General features: G+C 58.8%; 18 protein-coding genes and 1 tRNA gene. 11 read left to right on the top strand and 8 right to left on the bottom strand.

Features of this window, described 5'->3' with window-relative positions; all coding sequences use genetic code 11:
- The first annotated feature begins 205 nt into the window (after positions 1–205).
- Together PCO31110_RS08900 and PCO31110_RS08895 are read left to right on the top strand one after the other, a co-directional pair.
- Positions 206–391: a BrnT family toxin gene (locus PCO31110_RS08900; protein WP_150690189.1), complete on the top strand. Its 186-nt coding sequence runs from the start codon at positions 206–208 to the stop codon at positions 389–391.
- Positions 378–722 (top strand): BrnA antitoxin family protein, encoded by a 345-nt coding sequence (locus tag PCO31110_RS08895; RefSeq protein WP_150690188.1) that lies wholly within the window; start codon positions 378–380, stop codon positions 720–722. Before PCO31110_RS08900 ends, PCO31110_RS08895 begins: the two co-directional genes overlap by 14 nt.
- Positions 723–1,131: 409 nt before the next feature.
- On the opposite strand, the gene PCO31110_RS08890 is transcribed toward PCO31110_RS08895, so the two are convergent.
- The gene (locus PCO31110_RS08890; RefSeq protein WP_150690187.1) at positions 1,132–1,734 is read right to left on the bottom strand and encodes a hypothetical protein; all 603 of its coding nucleotides are present in this window, start codon (positions 1,732–1,734) and stop codon (positions 1,132–1,134) included.
- Positions 1,735–2,136: 402 nt separating this feature from the next.
- Here PCO31110_RS08890 and PCO31110_RS08885 point away from each other — a divergent pair, with 402 nt between their 5' ends.
- Complete coding sequence (locus PCO31110_RS08885; protein ID WP_150690186.1) at positions 2,137–2,898, top strand: AbiU2 domain-containing protein; 762 nt, start codon at positions 2,137–2,139, stop codon at positions 2,896–2,898.
- Positions 2,899–3,307: 409 nt separating this feature from the next.
- On the opposite strand, the gene PCO31110_RS08880 is transcribed toward PCO31110_RS08885, so the two are convergent.
- Together PCO31110_RS08880 and PCO31110_RS08875 are read right to left on the bottom strand one after the other, a co-directional pair.
- On the bottom strand, positions 3,308–4,282 hold the full coding sequence (locus PCO31110_RS08880) for a nucleotidyl transferase AbiEii/AbiGii toxin family protein (protein ID WP_150690185.1): 975 nt from the start codon (positions 4,280–4,282) through the stop codon (positions 3,308–3,310).
- A complete protein-coding gene (locus tag PCO31110_RS08875) occupies positions 4,254–4,670 on the bottom strand; it encodes a DUF6088 family protein (protein ID WP_150690184.1) in 417 nt (138 codons plus the stop codon). Before PCO31110_RS08875 ends, PCO31110_RS08880 begins: the two co-directional genes overlap by 29 nt.
- Positions 4,671–5,037: 367 nt before the next feature.
- Between PCO31110_RS08875 and PCO31110_RS08870 the strand changes: the two genes are divergently transcribed.
- On the top strand, positions 5,038–5,958 hold the full coding sequence (locus tag PCO31110_RS08870; protein WP_246189782.1) for a tyrosine-type recombinase/integrase: 921 nt from the start codon (positions 5,038–5,040) through the stop codon (positions 5,956–5,958).
- A gap of 76 nt (positions 5,959–6,034) precedes the next feature.
- Positions 6,035–7,789 carry an AIPR family protein gene (locus tag PCO31110_RS08865; RefSeq protein ID WP_217427272.1) on the top strand — a complete coding sequence of 585 codons (1,755 nt, stop codon included), beginning with the start codon at positions 6,035–6,037 and terminating at the stop codon, positions 7,787–7,789.
- 196 nt (positions 7,790–7,985) lie between these two features.
- On the opposite strand, the gene PCO31110_RS08860 is transcribed toward PCO31110_RS08865, so the two are convergent.
- Positions 7,986–8,075, bottom strand: a tRNA-Ser gene (locus PCO31110_RS08860).
- 315 nt (positions 8,076–8,390) lie between these two features.
- Here PCO31110_RS08860 and PCO31110_RS08855 point away from each other — a divergent pair.
- Positions 8,391–10,115 (top strand): acyl-CoA synthetase, encoded by a 1,725-nt coding sequence (locus PCO31110_RS08855; RefSeq protein WP_246189781.1) that lies wholly within the window; start codon positions 8,391–8,393, stop codon positions 10,113–10,115.
- 117 nt (positions 10,116–10,232) lie between these two features.
- Here the strand turns inward: PCO31110_RS08855 and hemW are convergent, their stop codons facing one another.
- The 3 genes from hemW to rph are packed head-to-tail and all read right to left on the bottom strand — an operon-like array spanning position 10,233 to position 12,807.
- Complete coding sequence (gene hemW, locus PCO31110_RS08850; RefSeq protein WP_150690183.1) at positions 10,233–11,453, bottom strand: radical SAM family heme chaperone HemW; 1,221 nt, start codon at positions 11,451–11,453, stop codon at positions 10,233–10,235.
- Positions 11,454–11,458: 5 nt separating this feature from the next.
- On the bottom strand, positions 11,459–12,076 hold the full coding sequence (rdgB, locus tag PCO31110_RS08845) for an RdgB/HAM1 family non-canonical purine NTP pyrophosphatase (protein WP_150583939.1): 618 nt from the start codon (positions 12,074–12,076) through the stop codon (positions 11,459–11,461).
- A 2-nt stretch (positions 12,077–12,078) separates the two neighbouring features.
- Complete coding sequence (gene rph / locus PCO31110_RS08840; RefSeq protein WP_150690182.1) at positions 12,079–12,807, bottom strand: ribonuclease PH; 729 nt, start codon at positions 12,805–12,807, stop codon at positions 12,079–12,081.
- Between the two features lie 211 nt (positions 12,808–13,018).
- Between rph and PCO31110_RS08835 the strand changes: the two genes are divergently transcribed.
- From PCO31110_RS08835 to PCO31110_RS08820, 4 genes are all read left to right on the top strand, one after another.
- Positions 13,019–13,948 carry a YicC/YloC family endoribonuclease gene (locus PCO31110_RS08835; RefSeq protein ID WP_174979420.1) on the top strand — a complete coding sequence of 310 codons (930 nt, stop codon included), beginning with the start codon at positions 13,019–13,021 and terminating at the stop codon, positions 13,946–13,948.
- 5 nt (positions 13,949–13,953) lie between these two features.
- Entirely contained in the window at positions 13,954–14,631 is a 678-nt protein-coding gene (gmk, locus tag PCO31110_RS08830; protein ID WP_010804295.1) for a guanylate kinase, read from the top strand.
- Between the two features lie 90 nt (positions 14,632–14,721).
- On the top strand, positions 14,722–14,928 hold the full coding sequence (gene rpoZ, locus PCO31110_RS08825) for a DNA-directed RNA polymerase subunit omega (protein ID WP_010804294.1): 207 nt from the start codon (positions 14,722–14,724) through the stop codon (positions 14,926–14,928).
- 60 nt (positions 14,929–14,988) lie between these two features.
- On the top strand, positions 14,989–17,403 hold the full coding sequence (locus PCO31110_RS08820; RefSeq protein WP_010804293.1) for a RelA/SpoT family protein: 2,415 nt from the start codon (positions 14,989–14,991) through the stop codon (positions 17,401–17,403).
- 91 nt (positions 17,404–17,494) lie between these two features.
- Here PCO31110_RS08820 and greB read toward each other — a convergent pair whose 3' ends face one another.
- The gene (gene greB, locus PCO31110_RS08815) at positions 17,495–18,055 is read right to left on the bottom strand and encodes a transcription elongation factor GreB (RefSeq protein WP_010804292.1); all 561 of its coding nucleotides are present in this window, start codon (positions 18,053–18,055) and stop codon (positions 17,495–17,497) included.
- Between the two features lie 200 nt (positions 18,056–18,255).
- Here greB and PCO31110_RS08810 point away from each other — a divergent pair, with 200 nt between their 5' ends.
- A complete protein-coding gene (locus PCO31110_RS08810) occupies positions 18,256–19,155 on the top strand; it encodes a pirin family protein (protein WP_150690181.1) in 900 nt (299 codons plus the stop codon).
- The last annotated feature ends 81 nt before the right edge of the window (positions 19,156–19,236 follow it).

Below are 19,236 nucleotides of genomic sequence, written 5' to 3'. Positions count from 1 at the left end.
TGGAGGAAGGGGTTAGGGGAGGTTTTGCTTCGAAAACGGGAGGACGTGAAATGCCGGAAACCCGCGTGTTTACTGGGGGTGGAAAACGGGTTGCGGAGCAAAAGTTGGAGGGATTTGGAGGCGTGCGGTCGGGAAACTTCCTGATTTATTGTCGCCACAAAAAATAGTTGATGGGCGAGAATTTTTGTGAGTACAATAAATGCCCATGGATATCAGTTTCGACCCGGCGAAAAGTGACCGGAATGTGCAGGAACGGGGTTTGCCGTTCACGATGGCCCAGGACTTCGAATGGGACAGCGCGGTGGCCTTCATGCCTCGCGCAGAAAAAATACACGTCGTCAGCTTGCGCAAGGCGAATCCGCGAGAGGTGAAACGCTATGCCCAAACTTAAGCCGGGAACCGTCCTCCCTACACCGGCTGAGGATGCCAAGATCAAAAGGCAAATGCGTCAGGATTCGCAGAATCCCGAATGGACGAAGAGGGACTTCGCCAGGGCGCGGCCTGCGAGTGACGTGTTGCCGGGGATTGTTGGCGAAGAGGCTGCCGAGAAACTGCTCAAGCCTCGCGGTCGACCCAAGGCCGAGGTGACGAAGGAGCGAATTAACATTCGGCTGTCGCCGGAGGTCGTTGCGTACTTCAAGGCGTCTGGTAGCGGTTGGCAGACGAGAATCGATGCGGCGCTGCGGCAGTTCATTGCGGAGCATCGGCATTTGGTGCGATGAGAGTTGCCGAGATATTCTCCCGCGACCGACGCGTCGATACGTTCGCATGGTTCTTTCGAAATCTCTCTCATACTGAACGAATTGCCAGCCAAACCCGTCTTGAAGCGATTCGTAGGCTGGGAACGCTGTAGCCTATGCGCAGCCGACAGGCGGAATCCCGGCTGGTGAGGGAGGGCAACTTGCTGGCTGGTCTGCGGGTGGCAGTGATGGTTGCGCCTCGAAACCCATCGTTGCCGTCACGATGTGACGAAGGACCGAAACGGGTCGAGAAGCAGACGCTGGTGATCGGCTGCAATCGGCTGTGGATGCGGACATTCGTCAGGGGGTCCAGAGATCGCCAAGGTGGCGAACTTCGTCTTGGATAAGTTCTATGCGTCAGCACAATAAAAAGGAGCGTAAAGCCCATTTTTTACGAGTGGAAGACTCCGCCATTGCCGTCAAACTTGACTAAGAGATCATGAATTCTGGCTACCTCCTCAACAATTGGCTGGACCTCGTATCGCTCACCTAGCACTTGAAAAATGCCTTCCTTCAAGTAGTAAGCCCTGAAGATGTGATGAGGCACATCCGAGTCTTCAGGCTCAGGAAGAATAAGGCTAGGAAAGATGTATCCGACTATCCCCTCTTGAAGATAAAGATCAAGCCGCTCGTCAAAGTGTTCAATCGAATTTCTTAACGCCCTATTCATCAAGGGGCTGTCGTCCTTTACACCAAAGACCTTTGACAAATACTGTCCGCGATCCCTGTGGATGGTCTTCTTGTCCGTTCCCTTCATACCTTCACGCGACGGGAAGAAGTATCGCGATATAGCCCCAGACTGGTTGACGACGTTCTGCAAGCAGTCCAGTAATAAGTCCTTCTTCTCTTGCGGATCAATCTCCCCAACTGAGATCTTCTTGATGATCTTTTCTGCAATGCTGCACGACTGGAAAGCAGAGGTCGTATTGAAGAGCATCGACTGAATGTAGAACGCCTGGTGCGGCGTCCAGATACTAAATGCCTCGTCTTCCATCCCTTATCTCGCCCTATTCATGTTCAAAATTTAGCAGTTCATATACCGAAGAATAGTGCCTAGAGGCACCGCTGGGTCAATCAAAGTTTCCTCTTGGTCGAAAGCGACCCGTCGCAAACGTCAGTAATCGGCCATGAAGCGACGCTCGTTCAACGAAGACGTACGGCTGAAACTCGACGCGTTTCGGTCATTCGATTCACTTGTCGTCGGCTACTGGAAGCTGCTCTCAAAGACTCCGGCCTCACGGCTGACCCGAAAACCGAGCCGAGCCTCTGAGTTTTCGTTTGCTCCCGGCCTGCTTTCGCTCAATCACGGGAGCAGCCGCTGGATACACGGAGTTGCACTTGGCTAAACCATGCATCTCCGCGCTCTTATCAAAAGATTAGCTCGTGGACAACTCAGATGGACGATACCCGATCAGAAATCGAAGAATTGAAACGAATCGTCGACACCGCCCGACAGGAGATCGAACTGTCGGTTATGTTCCATGAGACTTGGAAACCCGCAGCATATGACGGCGCGCTCCAAGCACGAATAGGGACGTCCTATGCGGCGCACGCCTTCCAAATCATTCGCTTGTCGCTGCGTCGTGAACTGTTATTGGCGCTGACACGTGTGTGGGACACCAACAAACAGGCTGTGCGAATGAGCCTGATCGCCGATCGCCTACAGAACAAAAAATTGTTCGAAGAACTGGTTCAAGAACGTGCTAGGCGCTTCGGCCTCAGTTCTAAGTTCGCTCCCGACGCGATGAGAAACACGCTGACGCCAAGGCGCGATGAGATACTGGAATTGATCGGCAAATACAGTGCGAACGGCGCCAGCTTCGAGGTCCTAGAGAAGCTTAAAATGCTTCGCCACCAGCATCTAGCCCATCGGCAATTGCCCAGAGCCCCGGTTGGGCCCACGGAATCGCATACGGCAGCGCTGCATCAGGAGGAGGGTGCGCTACCTGTTTGGGCCACCGACGACGAGATTGAGACCTTCTACCAAGACAACCTCAAAATCATGCGGCTGCTGTTGAGTGTCGTTTTGGGCATGGCCTACGATCTGTCGGAGGCAACGGAAGTCTACGAGCACCATGCAAAGTACTTCTGGGCGTCAGCTCGTGGTGAGCGCACCGAGGGCCACCCCGACTATCGTCCGCCGCCGACCGGCGTCTGAGTAAAGGTGAACGCCAATGAGTGCACATCCACCCGCGGCGATACCGCAGACACCTGATGCTCGACTAGCGCGCCGCCAGGCACTACCGAATTGCGCGATTATCCGCAATATTGCTTTTTACTACGCTGGCTGGGTCAGCGAAGATGGCCGAGAACGAAGACGTTGCAGAGCTGAGTTTGAGGGGATTCGGTTCGGTGGTGCGGAGCACTTCCCCTCCGACGCCGGTTGACGACGCGCGTTAATTTCGGAGCTGGTCTCGCGTGATCGACTTCTTCATCATCTACGAGTGTGGGTTGCCTCGTGACTACACTCGGAAATTCGTGTGATCGTCCGGCGCCGTGAGCTGAATGAAAAAGGGGACCGAAGTCCCCTATGGTGTTAAGCGGCTTGAGCAGCGGATTCGGCGTCGTTAGGTGCGTTTGACGGCCGGCAATGTGCTGAGCAGTGTTTGCGCTGCGGTCCTGAACACACCAAATGCAGCGTCAAACGACGGCCGGTCGTCGCCGTAGATCAACGGGACCAGCTTGGTTGCATACTCATCAATGGTCTGCTTATCCTGGCCGACCGTTTCCAGGGCTTGGCTCAGACACTCGGCCGGATTCGCGCAAAATGCAGCGTGTCGAGTAAATTCGCCTTGATCAAAAGCGACCAGGTCTTTGAAATGCTTGGTTGCCCGCTCAACCGCAGTTCCGTCTGCCGCCACGATGCACCAGGTATCGTAGATATGGCGGACCAACGCGTCATCCCAGTTGTCCCGCACGCCGGCACGATGTTCGGCGAAACGGCGAAGGAACGAGAGTACCTTTTCCCCCAGGGTTTCCTCCACGGCTACACATTGCATCGTGAAAGGCGTCGCGTCTTGGGTTGCCAACTGGTAGGCCAAATAGCCAAGCGTTTGCTGTGACGTTGCGAAGTAGGGCGTGCGAGTCGTGAATTCGAGCTTCAAATGCGGGCGCAGACTTGTGGCAGCCGCGTATTGGGGGTTGTAATGCCAACCGCTAGCAAAAAATCCGTTCGCGTTGCGTGCCACCATCTCTTCGGGGATTTCAGAAAATCCGAGTCCGATCATGCAGTCAGCGATCTTGCGTTTGAGAGCAGATAGATGACTCTTCAGTTGGTTTTGCGAAAACCCGTGGTTCGGCGCAAGCACTACCTTCAGATCAATGTCTTCCGACATTCTTTTGATGATGCGATGCGCCTTTGAGAGACTCGTGCCGCCGCAGAATACCAACTGTAAGCTTTCGTGTTCTATAGACGCCAGGGCGCGGAGCGCGTCGCTGACGTGAATGTCTTTCTCTAGAATTGCGGCGGAAATGCCATCAAGATCCTGCTCTATGATCAACGCGTCGATGAGATCACGTTGATCCTTGGAAATTATTTTCATATCGAATGATTTGCCGGCCAAACCCGAGCTTGCGGGCGATGCGGCGGTTCCCCGTATTGATGACAACACTCGTTGGCAACTGAGTGGTGTCACCAGCGTTGTAGGCGGCGACCATTCTGCTCGGGTATGTCCTAACGCCAAGCCTCCTGAGCGCCTGCGGTGCCAGGACTTCGACCGGACGCACGGGGATTGGTTTGCCGGACAGGACACTAGGTTTGGCCTTGGCGTACACCCCGACGCCTAATTTGACGATCGTGCCGTCGCCAACCAGCTCCCGCAGCGCGCGGCTAAGTTGTGCCTCGCTTCCCATTTGCGCGAAGTCGGCCCGCAGAAAGACATCCGCTTTCCGCTTACGGAGCGATGTTTTCAGTTTGTCTCGCAGGCTCATGGTACTCTCCTTCGTGGCGCGGTGGTTATTGCAAGCGATTGATTTGTATCGACAAATTAAATCTGGTGACGATCACTTTGTAGTGTAGCACAGGCGTCATTTTCGCGAGCGGAAGACCGTCGCCCGACCATTCGCCGCGTCGGCAAGTGTAAGCAATTGGAGTCGCGTGAAAGCCCGCTCCTGGTCGGGGCGGCTACCCCGTGTGCTGGAGGGCGGGCATGGGGCCTAGGCCGAGTGTGAATCTGAACCTGCCGAAGGGAATGCGGGCACGGAGGCAGAGAAGCGGCCGGGTCTTCTACTACTACGACGCTGGCGGCAAATCCCGTTAGGCCCGGACTTCGTACAAGCTGTTCGCAAATGGACCGAGTTGGAAGCTGACGCGAAGCCGATTCACCGTCGGCTGATGACGTTTCGCTACGTAGCAGAACGGTATGTCCGCGAGGTTCTGCCGACGAAGGCGTTGAGTACCCGTGAGGGTGACCGGCTGATGCTTGCGAAGCTCTATGCCTTCTTTGACGACCCGCCAGCTCCACTTGACGAGATCAAGCCGATCAATATCCGCCAGTATTTGGACTGGCGTGTGCGGAGCACTGTAGACGCCCTGCGCGCTGGCGGAAAGGAAGTCAAAGGTACGGAAGGGCAGGTGCGTGCGAATCGAGAGAAGGCCCTGTTCTCGCACATCTGGAACAAGGCTAGAGAATGGGGCTACACCGATCAGCCGAACCCGTGCGCAGGCATCAAGGGATATCGGGAGCGTCCAAGAGACGTGTACATCGAGGATGACGAATATCGCCTTATTCACAAATACGCTCGCCAGCCTTTGCGCGACGCAATGGACTTGGCGTACTTAACTGGCCAGCGTCCATCTGATGTCCTCCAGATGAGCGAGTGCGACATTTCAGATGGTTGTCTGATAATCCGGCAGAAGAAGACAAAAGTTAAACTGCGAATCAGCGTGTCGGGAAGACTTAAGGCGCTCCTTGCCAGGATTGCACACCAAAAGATCGACCATAACCCTCGCAGTTTCTTCTTGGTTGTCAATGAGCGCGGGCGACGGGTTGGCCTCAAGTCAATTCAATCAATGTTTGTTGAGGCTCGTCAAGCAGCTGGGCTCTTTGAGCCGAAAAAGTACCAATTTCGTGATCTTCGGGCGAAAGCAGGAACGGACAAAGCTGAAGATATGGGGGATATCCGGGCTGCGCAAAAGCAATTAGGGCATTCCTGTGTCACGACGACGGAGCGCTATATGCGTAATCGTCGTGGCGAAAAAGTAGAGCCGACGAGATGAGGGGGCGAAACGAGTCGGGGGCGAGTCGGTATAGATGTCTGGCGTCAGGTGCTACGCACAGTGGTTGAAATAATATATGTCATGTGTCGTAGTCCATGCCGAAATGATATTATCAAAATTTACCTTGATCTGCGAGTTACTAATTATGTCGTCTTTGAAAGTTAGCCAGATAAAATCGAAGATCAGAGCGATGTTTGAGCCTCATCTTGATCTTAATGATGTTGGAGTGAATGACTCCGAACGTGATCAAAAGATTCTAAGTCGCTGCCTTGCCGCTCTCGCTATCTATCTGCAGACTGGTTGCTCGGAAAAGGAGGCGGCGGAGTCGGTTTGGGATGGGGCGGATGACAATGGTATCGACGCAGCATATTTCGATCCATCAGATCTGCGGGTCGTGCTGGTGCAATCGAAGTGGATCAACAAGGGGGCTGGAGAGCCAGAGGCTAAAGATTTGGGGGCATTTACGAAGGGCGTACGTGATTTGGTGGAGCAGGACGATACAGGATTTCACCCGCGGCTTCACTCAAAATTCGCTGATATTGCTCTGAGGCTTAGCAATCCAGGGACCTCAATCCACTTGGTCGTAGTGTCTACGGGCGCAAGTGAGCTTGCAAAGCATGGGGCAGGGGTAATCGCTGCGATATTGAAAGATCTGAATGGTGAAGATCCCGATGCGATCGCGACTAGTCAAATCGTAGGGCTTAGCGAAGTATATGGTGGCCTGGCAAATGATATTTCTCACAATAACGTATCGTTGGAGTCGACAATTCTTGAGTGGTCTTACATCGCAACGCCGTATCCGGCATATTTTGGACTAGTTGACGGCCTGCAATTGAAAGAGTGGTGGAGGACTCATGGAAAGGGGCTTGTGTCACTTAATATACGGCACTCCTTGGGTAGTACCGATGTCAATAACGAAATCAAACAGACGGCTTCGTCTGCTCCGGAAAAGTTCTGGTACTTTAATAACGGAATAACGTTGGTCGCTAATGAGGCATTGAAGGCGCCTGCTGGAGCCGCGTCACGAGCTGCTGGGGTTTTCTCGTTGAAAGGTGCGTCGATCGTGAATGGTGCGCAGACTGTCAGTTCACTTGCCAAAGTGGAAGATGACACGAAGTTGGGGAATGTTCGTGTCCCAATTCGGGTCATTCTCTTAAAGGGAGCGCCGGATGGATTTGGAAACGAAGTTACTCGCACAAATAACCTGCAAAATCGAGTCGAGCCGCGCGACTTCGTTGCGCAAGATCCTGAGCAGAAAAGGTTGCGCCAGGAAATGGCGATTGAAGGGATTGATTATCAGTTTGTTAGATCTGATGAAGCGGCTTCGGTAACTGCAGCATGCGAGTTGGTGGAGGTGACAACCGCTCTTGCATGTGCAGCAGGTGACGCAAATCTCGCGGTTCAAGTCAAGACGGGGATCGGTAGGTTTTTTGCGGATTTATCGAAGGCACCTTATAAGACGATTTTCAATCCAAGTGTAAGTGGTGCCAAAGCATTCAACGCAGTTTTCATGAATCGCATTATTGAGAAATGGATTGAGAGGAAGAAGGGCAGTGTTCAGAAGCGAAGCGGTCCTGCATGGGGGGCACTGATTCACGGTAATAGGATTTTGTCCGCAGCGGTGTTTAGCCGTTACGGAGTTGATAAGCTGATGCAGCCGATCGGAGACTTTGGTTCAAAACTTGCCGTTCCAGAGCTTGAGGTGATCTGCGAGGACGTGTATGAGAAGCTCGTCGCTGGGATCGAAAAGCACTACAGCGGTAAATTTCTCGCCGTGCTCTTTAAGAATCCATCAATGAGCAAACACCTCTTCGACCTCGCTAGGGCGTAGTTTGTAACTGGGAGGGGGGGCTTCGGAACTCTGTATGCTGCTAGACCGGCTTGTGGTCCAATTCCTTGGAACGGTTGCGCATGAGAGCCGGCGAGGGGGGGGCGAAATGCAGCGCGTTTTGCGGAGCACTCCCAAAATAATTGCGGAGCACCGCTCACAAAAGTCAGTAGCTACTATCGGGAAAACCTAAGAAAACTGGCGGAGGCGGTGAGATTCGAACTCACGGAAGGGTTACCCCTTCGCTGGTTTTCAAGACCAGTCCATTAAACCACTCTGGCACGCCTCCGGGGCGTTGCGCACGACTGCTTGTCGCGGCATGGGGTGCCGTCTGAGGCGACGGCTTGGGATGCGGGCGGTCCGGGAGAATCGGCGTCGGTATTCCGGCGCAGACCAGTACCGCACGGCAGCGGGCATTATACCCGCTCATCTCGTCATGTGAAGCCCTTCCTGCGTCAAAATCGCCTCGCATCCCGCTCAAATCCTAGCGTTTCCCTCATCACCCCCTTGTTTTGTCTGCGTCCGGCATGCATCATGCTTCAAGACGTGCGGTGAACGCCCCCCGCGTTACCGTGCGAGGCCAGACATGACCCGGAGACACCGCATGGATGCCGACACCTCCCGCGATTCCGCCCAAGAGACGTCAAATGACGCCAGCGGCGAACGCGCGACCGATGCCCCGACTGCCAATACCTTCTCCTGGCAGATCCCCACCCTCTACAACATCGGCGTCGATGTCTGCGATAAATGGGCCGATGGCTCCAACCGCCTCGCGCTCATTCACGAAAGCGCAGACGGCTCGCACGTGCGACTCACGTTTGACGTCCTCAAACGACTCTCGAATCAACTCGCCAACGAATGGCGCGCCCACGGCGTCAAGTCAGGCGACCGCGTCGGCATTTTCCTGCCCCAATCGCCCGCCACGCTCGTCGCTCACGTTGCCGCCTACAAACTCGGTGCCATCGCCGTTCCCCTCTTCACACTATTCGGCCCGGAAGCGCTCGCCTATCGCCTGCAAAACTCCGGCGCCGCTGTGCTCGTCACCGACCTCTCCAGCATCGGAAAAATCGACGACATTCGCGCCGAAATCCCAGACCTGCGCCTCGTCTATGTCGTCCACGACGACCTCCCCGAAGCCCATCATCATGTCGCCGACGATCAGGACTGGGGTGTCGCCGAAGACGGCCTGCTCGCGCTCTGGCCCGCCATCGCCTCGCGCGATACGCATTTCGAACCCGTGCGGACCCGCGCCGACGCCCCCGCGCTCATCATCTACACCTCAGGCACCACCGGCAAACCCAAGGGCGCGCTCCATGCGCATCGGGTGCTGCTCGGCCATCTGCCGGGTGTGGAGACGTCGCACAACGGGTTTCCTCAGGAGGGCGATCTGATCTGGACGCCCGCCGACTGGGCCTGGATCGGTGGACTGCTCGACGTGCTGCTGCCAGCCCTGCATCACGGTGTGCCGGTGCTCTCGCGCCGCTTCGAGAAATTCGATCCCGTCGCCGCGTTCGATCTGATGGCGCGCCACGGTGTGCGCAACACTTTCCTCCCGCCGACGGCGCTCAAGATGCTACGCACCGTCCCGTTACCACGTGAGCACTGGCCGCTGCAACTGCGTTCGGTCGCCAGCGGCGGCGAGTCGCTCGGTCCCGAGCTGCTGACATGGGGACGCGAGCATCTCGGCGTCGACATCAACGAGTTCTACGGGCAGACAGAGTGCAACATGGTCGTCTCGTCATGCGCCGCAGCGTTTCCCGCGCTGCCCGGCGCCATCGGACGCGCCGTGCGCGGTCACGATGTCACCATCGTCGATGACGACGGCAACCCGCTTCCCGTGGGCTCAGTCGGCAACATCGCCATCGCCCGGCCCAACCCGGTCATGTTCCTCGGCTACTGGCACAACCCCGACGCCACGATGGAGAAGTATCGCGGCGACTACCTGCTCACGGGGGACTCGGGATTTGTGGACGAGCAGGGCTACATCACGTTCACCGGCCGCTCGGATGACGTCATCACCAGCGCCGGTTATCGCATTGGTCCCGGCCCCATCGAAGACTGCCTGATCCGGCATCCGTCAGTGCAGTTCGCCGCCGTGATCGGAGAGCCCGACGAGCTTCGTACCGAAATCGTGAAGGCGTTTGTGGTGCTTCGCGAAGGGTGTGCGCCGTCCGACGAACTAGCCAAGGAGATTCAGGACTTCGTGAAGACCCGTCTCGCGGCGCATGAATATCCACGCAAAGTCGTCTTCCTGCCGGAGTTGCCGATGACGGTCACCGGCAAGATCATCCGTAAGGCGTTGCGTGAGATGGGCTCCGCACTAGGGTGATCCCAACGTGCTGCGGCTCAAGCCAGCGAGTCTGGAGAGGGAGGTGCGCCGCGCGACGGTGCATTTCTCTTGGGCACGCGTCGCCGCCGGGGGAGGGGCGAGTGCTGCGTCGGACAGTTACTTCCCATCGCGCTCCAGAAACATCGCCTGAAGGTCGTTAAGGAACCGCTGACCCAGTTCGGTCGGGGCAATGCGTTGCGGATCGTCAACGAGCAATCCTTTGTCGACACCCGCCGCCAGCGCCTTGGCAATCTTCGCCATCGGCAAGCCGGTGCGGTCCGCAAAAAGCTCGCTCTTCACGCCATCGGTCAGCCGCAACGCGTTGAGCATGAACTCGAACGGCAACTCGCGCACGTCGACCTCGCGCTCATCCTGAACGGCATTGCCCGCCGCCGCCGCTTCCATGAACCGTTGCGGATGCTTATGCCTGATCTGCCGCAACACCCGGTGCGGGAACGAAATCTTGCTGTGCGCGCCCGCGCCGATGCCAAGATAGTCGCCGAATTCCCAGTAGTTCACGTTGTGCTTCGCGCGACGATGCGGCTGGGCATACGCCGACACCTCGTAATGTCCGTAACCCGCCGCCGCCGTGCGCTCGGCAATCCAATCCTGCATGTCCGCCGCCGTATCGTCGTCGGGCACCGTGGGCGGATATTTGTGGAACTGTGTGTTCGGCTCGAGCGTGAGGTGATACAGCGACAGGTGCGGGGGCGAGAACGACAACGCCGTCTCCACATCCTGCTGGCATTGCGCCAACGTTTGGTTCGGCAACGCAAACATGAGATCGAGGTTGAAGTTCTCGAAGTTCGCCTGCGCGATCTCGATGGCATGACGGGCCTCGTCGCCATCGTGAATGCGTCCGAGCGCCTTCAGATGCTCGCTGTTGAAGCTCTGAATGCCGATGGACAATCGATTGATGCCACTCGAACGGAAGCTGCGGAACTTGTCGGCTTCGAAGGTGCCGGGGTTCGCCTCCATGGTGATTTCGGCGTCGGCGTCGAGCGGCAGCAGCGCGCGCAGATCCGACAGCAGACGGTCCAGCCCCGCAGCCGACAACAGGCTCGGCGTGCCGCCACCAATGAAGACCGTGTGCACCGGACGCCCCCACACCAGCGGCAATGCCTGTTCCAGATCCTGACGCAGCGCGTCGAGATAGGCTTGTTCCGGGAATGCCTGTGCACCGCCGTCGCCACGCCACTCGTGCGAGTTGAAGTCGCAATACGGACACTTACGTACACACCACGGAAAGTGCACGTACAGCGACATCGGCGGCAACGCCGGCAAGCTGATCTTGCCGGGCCGCAGGAAGTTCTGCACGGGCAGCACGGACTCATTCATACCGCTCACGCCTCCCGGCCCAATTTTTCCAGCAGCACGCGCAATGCGCGCGCACGGTGGCTGTGGGCGTTCTTCACGGCAGGATCGAGTTCGGCCGCCGTCTGATTCAGCGAGCGGATGAGGAAGTGCGGATCGTACCCGAAGCCATGCGCGCCACGCGGCGTGTCGATGATCTCGCCATCCCAACGCCCTTCGGCAATGATTGGCTGCGGATCGGCAGCATGACGCACCAGCACGAGCGCCGCATAGTAATAGGCGTCGCGGTAGCCGGGGGTGTCGGCATGCGGGGCGAGTTGCTCGATCAGATGACGGTTGTTTGCAGCATCCGACTTCTCGCGTCCGGCGCGGGCCGCGTAACGGGCGGAATACACGCCCGGTGCGCCGCCAAGGATCGGCACACACAGGCCGGAGTCGTCTGCCAGTGCGGGCAAGCCGGTCGCCGCCGCCGCGTGCCGCGCTTTCGCCAGCGCGTTTTCGACGAAGGTCACGTGGGGCTCGTCGGCTTCGGAAACGCCAAGCATCCCCTGCGGCACCAACTCGATGCCGAGCGGCTCGAACAACGACGCGAATTCGCGCAGCTTGCCTGGGTTGTTCGACGCCAGCACGATCTTCTGCATCGTCATCGTCAGACTCCCAGTGCGCGCTTCTGGGCGTCGATCAATTGACGGATGCCGGTGTCGGCCAGATCGAGCAGCACGTTGCTTTGCGCGCGCGTGAACGGCGCGCCTTCGGCCGTTCCCTGAATTTCGACGAAACCGCCTTCGCTCGTCATGATGACGTTCATGTCGGTATCGCACGCGGAATCTTCAGCGTAATTCAGATCGAGCACCGGGTGGCCCTGATACAGCCCGACCGAGACTGCGGCGACGTGCGCGCGTATGGGCGACGACGCAAGTTTGCCCTCGGCGATGAGCTTCGAGACGGCGTCGTGCGCCGCGACGAACGCGCCGGTGATCGAGGCGCAACGCGTGCCGCCGTCCGCCTGAATGACGTCGCAGTCGATCTGGATCGTGCGTGGACCGAACTTCTCGAGATCGAACACGGCGCGCAGCGAACGGCCGATCAGGCGCTGGATTTCCTGCGTGCGGCCGCTCTGCTTGCCACGTGCCGCTTCCCGATCGCTGCGGGTGTGCGTGGCGCGCGGCAGCATGCCGTACTCGGCGGTGAGCCAGCCCTGGCCGGCGTCGCGCAGGAAGCCTGGCACTTTCTCTTCAACGCTGGCGGTGCAGATGACCTTGGTTTCGCCGCACTCGATCAACACCGAACCTTCGGCGTAACGGGTGTATTGGCGGGTAATGCGCACGGGGCGCAGTGCATCTAGCGCACGGCCGTCCGGGCGGGTGATTTGCGTCATGAGTGAATGTCCTGCGAGGTGAGTTTATGCGGCAATACCCGAATGGTATCGCTAAACGCGTCAAGCTTGGCGCCGCCGCCCGGCGCGGCGTGCCGATTCCGGAGCGTCGGGCGGGAAAATGCGATAATCGCGTTTCATCCATGCATGCGAATCCGATGGCTGCTTCACCTCGCTGAAGAACTGTCACGAGGCAGTGGTACCGGACACCCCGATGAAAGACAACAACATCTACAGTATGACTGGCTACGCCAGCGTCACGCGCGACATTGCGCATGCCGATGGCGCCGCAGGCGCGAGCGTGTCGGTCGAATTGCGCACGGTCAATTCGCGCTTCCTCGATCTGGCATTCCGCATGCCCGAAGAAGCGCGTGCGTGCGAGCCGGTGCTGCGCGAAGCGCTCACCGCCAAGCTCTCGCGCGGCAAGGTCGATATCCGCATCAATGTGCAGCGTCCCGAGAGCGGCACGAACGGTGCGCTCAATCTCGACGCCGTCAAGCAACTCTCCGATCTCGAAAAACAGGTCCTCTCGATTTTCCCGGACGCGGAACGCATGCGCACCGGCGAAATCCTGCGCTGGCCGGGCGTGCTCGGCGAAGAGTCGGTGACCGCCGAAGCGCTGCGCGATGCCGTCATTGACGCAGGCCGCACCGCCATTGGCGATCTCGTCGATGTCCGCAAGCGCGAAGGTGCACAGCTCAAGGCCAGCCTTGTCGAGCGCATCGAGAACATGGAGAGAATTCTCATGGTCCTGCAGCCGCAGGTGCCGGAGCTGATCGCGCGCCATCAACAGAAGATCATCGATCGCTTGCAGGAAGCGCTGGGTATCGTGCTGCCGGAAGGCTCGGCCGCACCCGGTAAGGACGAAATCGCCGAGCGCATTCGTCAGGAAGTGACGATGTACGGCGTGCGTATCGACGTTGCGGAAGAACTCACGCGTCTGGACGCTCACCTGAAGGAAACCCGCCACATCCTCGATAAGGGGGGATTGGTCGGCAAACGGCTGGACTTCATGATGCAGGAGCTCAATCGCGAAGCGAATACGCTCGGCTCGAAGGCCGCCTCGAAGGAACTCGCCGACGCGTCGATGGAGCTGAAGCTCTATATCGAGCAGATGCGAGAGCAAGTGCAGAATCTGGAGTAACTCGCATGACCCCGCAATCGCAAGTCCCGCCCTCAGCCTTGCACGCCGAGTATCCCGGCAACCTGTTCATGGTGGTCGCCCCTTCGGGCGCGGGCAAGTCCACGCTCGTCAACGCACTGCTCGCGCAAGATAGCGAGGTGTGTTTGTCGATCTCGTGCACGACGCGGGCACCGCGTCCGAACGAGGAAGAGGGTGTGCATTACAACTTCATTTCGGTCGAGCAATTTCTTGAGCGCCGCAAGCGTGGCGAGTTTCTGGAAAGCGCCGAAGTGCACGGCAACTATTACGGCACGTCGCGCGTCTGGATCGAAGATCAGATGCGCGAAGGTCGCGACGTTTTGCTGGAGATCGACTGGCAGGGTGCGCAGCAGGTGCGCAAGCGCTTTTCGAATGCGGTCGGGATCTTCATCCTGCCGCCGTCCATCGAGGCCCTCGAAGAGCGGCTGAAAAAGCGAGGCACCGACGAGCCGAAGGTGATTGCACGACGTCTGCTGGCGGCCGGCGGCGAAATCGCCCACGCGCCTGAAGCGGACTTCATCATCATCAATGACGAATTCCAGCGCGCGCTCGATCAACTGCAATCGGTCTTCACCGCAGTGCGTCTGCGCTTCGCTTCGCAGTACGCCCGGCACAAGACGTTGTTCACCGATCTGGACATCCACGCGCTGAACGAGCACCAGTAATATCCAAGCATTCGTCGGCGGCGCTCGCGTTTTGCGCGAGTCTGCGCCGGCTGCGATAGAATACGCCTTATATCAAGAAGGAACCCCCTTATGGCCCGTATTACCGTTGAAGACTGTCTGAAAAGAATCCCGAATCGCTTCGAGCTGGCACTCGCCGCGACCTACCGCGCTCGTCAACTCGCGCAAGGTCACACCCCGAAGCTCGAGAACAACAAGGACAAGCCGACCGTTGTCGCGCTGCGCGAAATCGCGGCGGGTCAGGTGGGCATCGAGATGCTCAAGAAAGTGCCGCTCTGATCTGGAGACTGCACTGATGCGATGTGACGTTCCGGGCCGCTCGACGATGCAGGTACACGTATGAGTCATGCGAAATCACCGGCCGCGTCCATCGCTGCGGATGAACCCAAAGCGGGGGAGCCCAAGCCCGAACGCAAGAAAAAGAAGGGCGAAAGCGCCACGCGGCAGTACATCGACGCGCTGCTAGAGCAGTCGTACCGGCACCTGTTCGGTCCGACGGCAACGCCTGAGCAGCCGCGTAAGCACGAAGTCGTTTCGATTGCCCGTCTGAAGGGCATGCTTGGGGAGTACCTCAAGGAAAACGACCTCGCGCAAATCAAAGAGGCATTCCAGTTCAGCGACGAGGCCCACCTAGGCCAGTATCGCCAGAGCGGACAACCCTATATCACCCATCCCGTCGCCGTTGCCGAGATCTGTGCCGAGTGGAAGCTCGATGCACAATCGATCATGGCGGCGCTGCTGCACGATGTGATGGAAGACCAGGGCGTGACCAAGGCCGAACTCGCCGAGCGATTCGGCCCGAAGGTCGCGGAACTGGTCGACGGCCTGTCTAAACTCGACAAGATGGAGTTTCGCAGCCGGGAAGAAGCCCAGGCCGAGAGCTTCCGCAAGATGCTGCTGGCCATGGCGCGCGACGTTCGCGTCATTCTCGTCAAGCTCGCGGACCGCCTGCACAACATGCGCACGCTGGGCGTCACGTCGACGGAAAAGCAGCGTCGTGTGGCGCGCGAGACGCTCGACATCTACGCGCCCATCGCGCACCGTCTGGGCCTGAACAATACTTATCGCGAGCTGCAGGATCTGAGCTTCGCGAATTACCATCCGCGTCGCTACGCCGTGCTCGACAAGGCCGTGAAGGCCGCGCGCGGCAACCGGCGCGAAGTGGTCGGCAAGATCCTCGACGCCGTCGAGAAGGCGCTGACGGACGGTGGCGTGAGCGCCGACGTCTTCGGCCGCGAAAAGACGCTCTTCAGCATCTACAACAAGATGCAGGAGAAGCAACTGTCGTTCTCGCAGGTGCTCGACGTTTACGGCTTCCGTGTCGTCGTCGAGTCGAATGCGCAGTGCTACCTGGCGCTCGGCGTGTTGCACGCGCTCTACAAGCCGGTGCCGGGCAAGTTCAAGGATTACATCGCCATTCCGAAGGTCAACGGCTATCAGTCGTTGCATACGACGCTCGTCGGCCCCTTCGGTACCCCCATCGAATTCCAGATTCGCACGCGCCGCATGCACGAGATTGCGGAAGCGGGCGTGGCCGCACACTGGCTGTACAAGAACGGCGGCGCGGACATGAACGATGTGCAGAAGCATGCGCATCAATGGTTACAGTCGTTACTCGACATTCAGAGCGAGACCGGCGATTCGACCGAATTCCTTGAACACGTCAAGATCGATCTGTTCCCGGACGCCGTCTATGTCTTCACGCCCAAGGCGCGCATCATGGCGCTGCCGCGCGGCGCAACGGCCCTGGACTTTGCCTATTCGGTCCACAGCGATCTGGGAAACCAGTGTGTCGCCGTCAAGATCAACAACGAGTTGTTGCCGCTTCGTACCGAGTTGAAGAATGGCGACATCGTGGAAGTCATCACCGCGCCGTATTCGAAGCCAAACCCGGTCTGGCTCGGGTTCGTGCGCACGGGCAAGGCGCGCTCGGCCATTCGTCATTACCTCAAGACGATGCGGTTTGCCGAGTCGGTACAACTTGGCGAACGTCTGGTGGAGCAGGCGCTCAAGGGCTATGGCCTGACGATGAGCGAGATTTCGCCGGAGATCTGGGACAAGCTCGCGCAGTGGACCGGCAACAAGGACCGGCAGGACATCTTCGCCGATATCGGCTTGGGGCGTCGGGTGGCGGCGGTTCTGGCCAAGCGTCTTGCCGTGCTCTCGTCGGGCAAGGAAGGCGAGAACGATATCGACAGCCCGGACGATCCCGATTCGCCGCGTACCGGCGATGAGAATGTCGGACCGCCGGTGCTCATCACGGGCACGGAAGGCATGTCGGTGCAGTTCTCGGCCTGCTGTCGACCGATTCCAGGCGACGCCATCATGGGCTATATCGGCATTGGTCTGGGGATGGCGATCCATACCACCGATTGTCCGATCGCACGCCGTATTCATCGCAAGGACCCGACCCGCTGGATTGACGTGGCATGGGCACCGCAGCCAGGGCGTTTGTTCGATGTGGGTATCAAGGTGCTCGTGCATCACAACCGCGGCGTGTTCTCGCGGGTGGCGGCCGACATTACCGCGTCGGATGCCAACATCGCGCATATCAGCATGGATGAAGTGGTGCCGGACGAATCGGCAACATTGCGCTTCCTCATCCAGGTAAGCGACCGCGTGCATCTGGCCAATGTGATGCGTCGTATTCGCGTGAATCCGGATGTGATGCGGGTGGCGCGCGAGCGCCCGAGCGAACGCCATCATGAAGAACTGCGTGCCTTGCGTATGGCGCGCGAACGCGGCAACTTCTGACGAGACGGCCGGCGCACGCCCTCAATCGAGGCGCGCCGGCAAAGTCTGCACCGCTATTCTCAGACCCCGAAAGGCTTTGCGAGCGCCGTCATCACGTCGACGGCGGGTAGCGTACGTCCAGAATCTCGATCTGTTCGAGCCCTGCCGGGGTGCGCAGGGGCACTGTGTCGCCGATCTTCGCTTTGGTGATCGCGCGGGCGATCGGTGAAATCCAACTGACGTGCCCCCGGTCGAGATCGACCTCGTCGATGCCGACGATCATGATCGTGTGCTCGTCGCCCTTGGTGTCGGCATAGGTCACCTCTGCCCCGAAAAACACCTGGTCGACGTTTTCCTGACGGCGTGTGTCGACAACCTCGGCATTATCGAGACGTCGCGTGAGAAAGCGAATACGACGGTCGATCTCGCGCAGACGCCGCTTGCCATAGATGTAATCGCCGTTTTCCGAGCGGTCGCCATTGGACGCCGCCCACGACACGATTTTCACGACTTCGGGCCGCTGATTGTCGATGAGATCGAGCAATTCGTCCTTCAGGCGACGATAACCGGCCGGCGTGATGTAGTTTTTGGTGCCTGCCGGAATTTCCGGGGCACCGGCGTCGAGATCGTCATCGTCGTCGCCGCTGTCTTCCTTGACGAAGGCTTTGTTCATAAGTCCATGCACACGACGCGCGCGTACGGAAATGGGTTTCGGGATTCATGCATTATAGGTTCGATGCGCATCGAGCATGCACGCAAGCCCACAAGCCGGATTCGCCGCCTGGCAATCATGCTCAGGTGTCATGGAATGGGCCGCCAATGTCCTCTACAATCGGGGCACAACGCCCCACATGACTGCAGGAGAGCAGCGCCATGACAGATTCCACGAGTCCCTTTCTCGCCGTGCTCAAGCCGCATTTGAGCGATATCGGCGCTTTCACCGTGCAGCGGAGTCTGCCCAGTCTGCCGTTCAAGACGGTCGGGCCGTTCATCTTCTTCGATCACATGGGCCCGGCCACACTGGCGCCGGGGCAGGGCATGGACGTGCGTCCGCATCCGCACATCGGACTGGCGACCGTCACCTACCTGTTCGACGGGGAGATCTGGCATCGCGATAGTCTTGGCAGCGACCAGCGCATCACGCCGGGCGCGGTGAACTGGATGACGGCAGGACGCGGCATCGTGCACTCGGAACGCACGCCGCAAGACGTGCGGGCGCGCGGCGGCGACGTGCACGGCATTCAGACGTGGGTCGCGCTGCCGCAGGCCGACGAAGAGACGGAGCCCTCGTTTGCGCATCACGAAGCGGCCTCGCTGCCGGATATCTTTCTGCCGGGCGTGCATATGCGTCTGATTCTTGGGGAAGCATTCGGCAAGAAGGCGCCGGTGAAGGTGTTCTCACCGATCTTTTATCTGGCCGTCGACATGGAGCCTCACGCGGCGTTCGTGCTACCGCCGGAGTATGCGGAGCGCGCGGTCTACACCGTGCAGGGCGAGGTGACGGTGAACGACGAGGTATTGCCGGAACAGCGTATGGGCGTACTCGCACCGCACGCCGATGTGCGCATCGAGGCGGGCGACAAGCCAGCACGGCTGATGCTGCTCGGTGGCGCCCCGCTCGACGGTGACCGCTTCATCTTCTGGAACTTCGTGTCGTCGAGCCGCGAGCGTATCGAACAGGCCAAGGCGGCCTGGACGGCCCAGCAGATGGGTACCGTGCCCGGCGAGACGGAGTGGATTCCGCTGCCTGAGCGCAAGCCGTCCGCGAATTAAGTCGATTTCCCGCGTTCCCGCGCTTGCTGCCGACGCCATCGGCCGCAGGCGTTTTTTATTAGGGCACGGGCAGTCGCGGGC

This window comes from Pandoraea communis (assembly GCF_902459745.1).
In the GTDB taxonomy this organism is placed as follows: Bacteria; Pseudomonadota; Gammaproteobacteria; order Burkholderiales; family Burkholderiaceae; genus Pandoraea; species Pandoraea communis.
The sequence above is the reverse complement of the archived record's forward strand: the minus strand, read 5'-3'. Positions and strand labels throughout refer to the sequence as shown.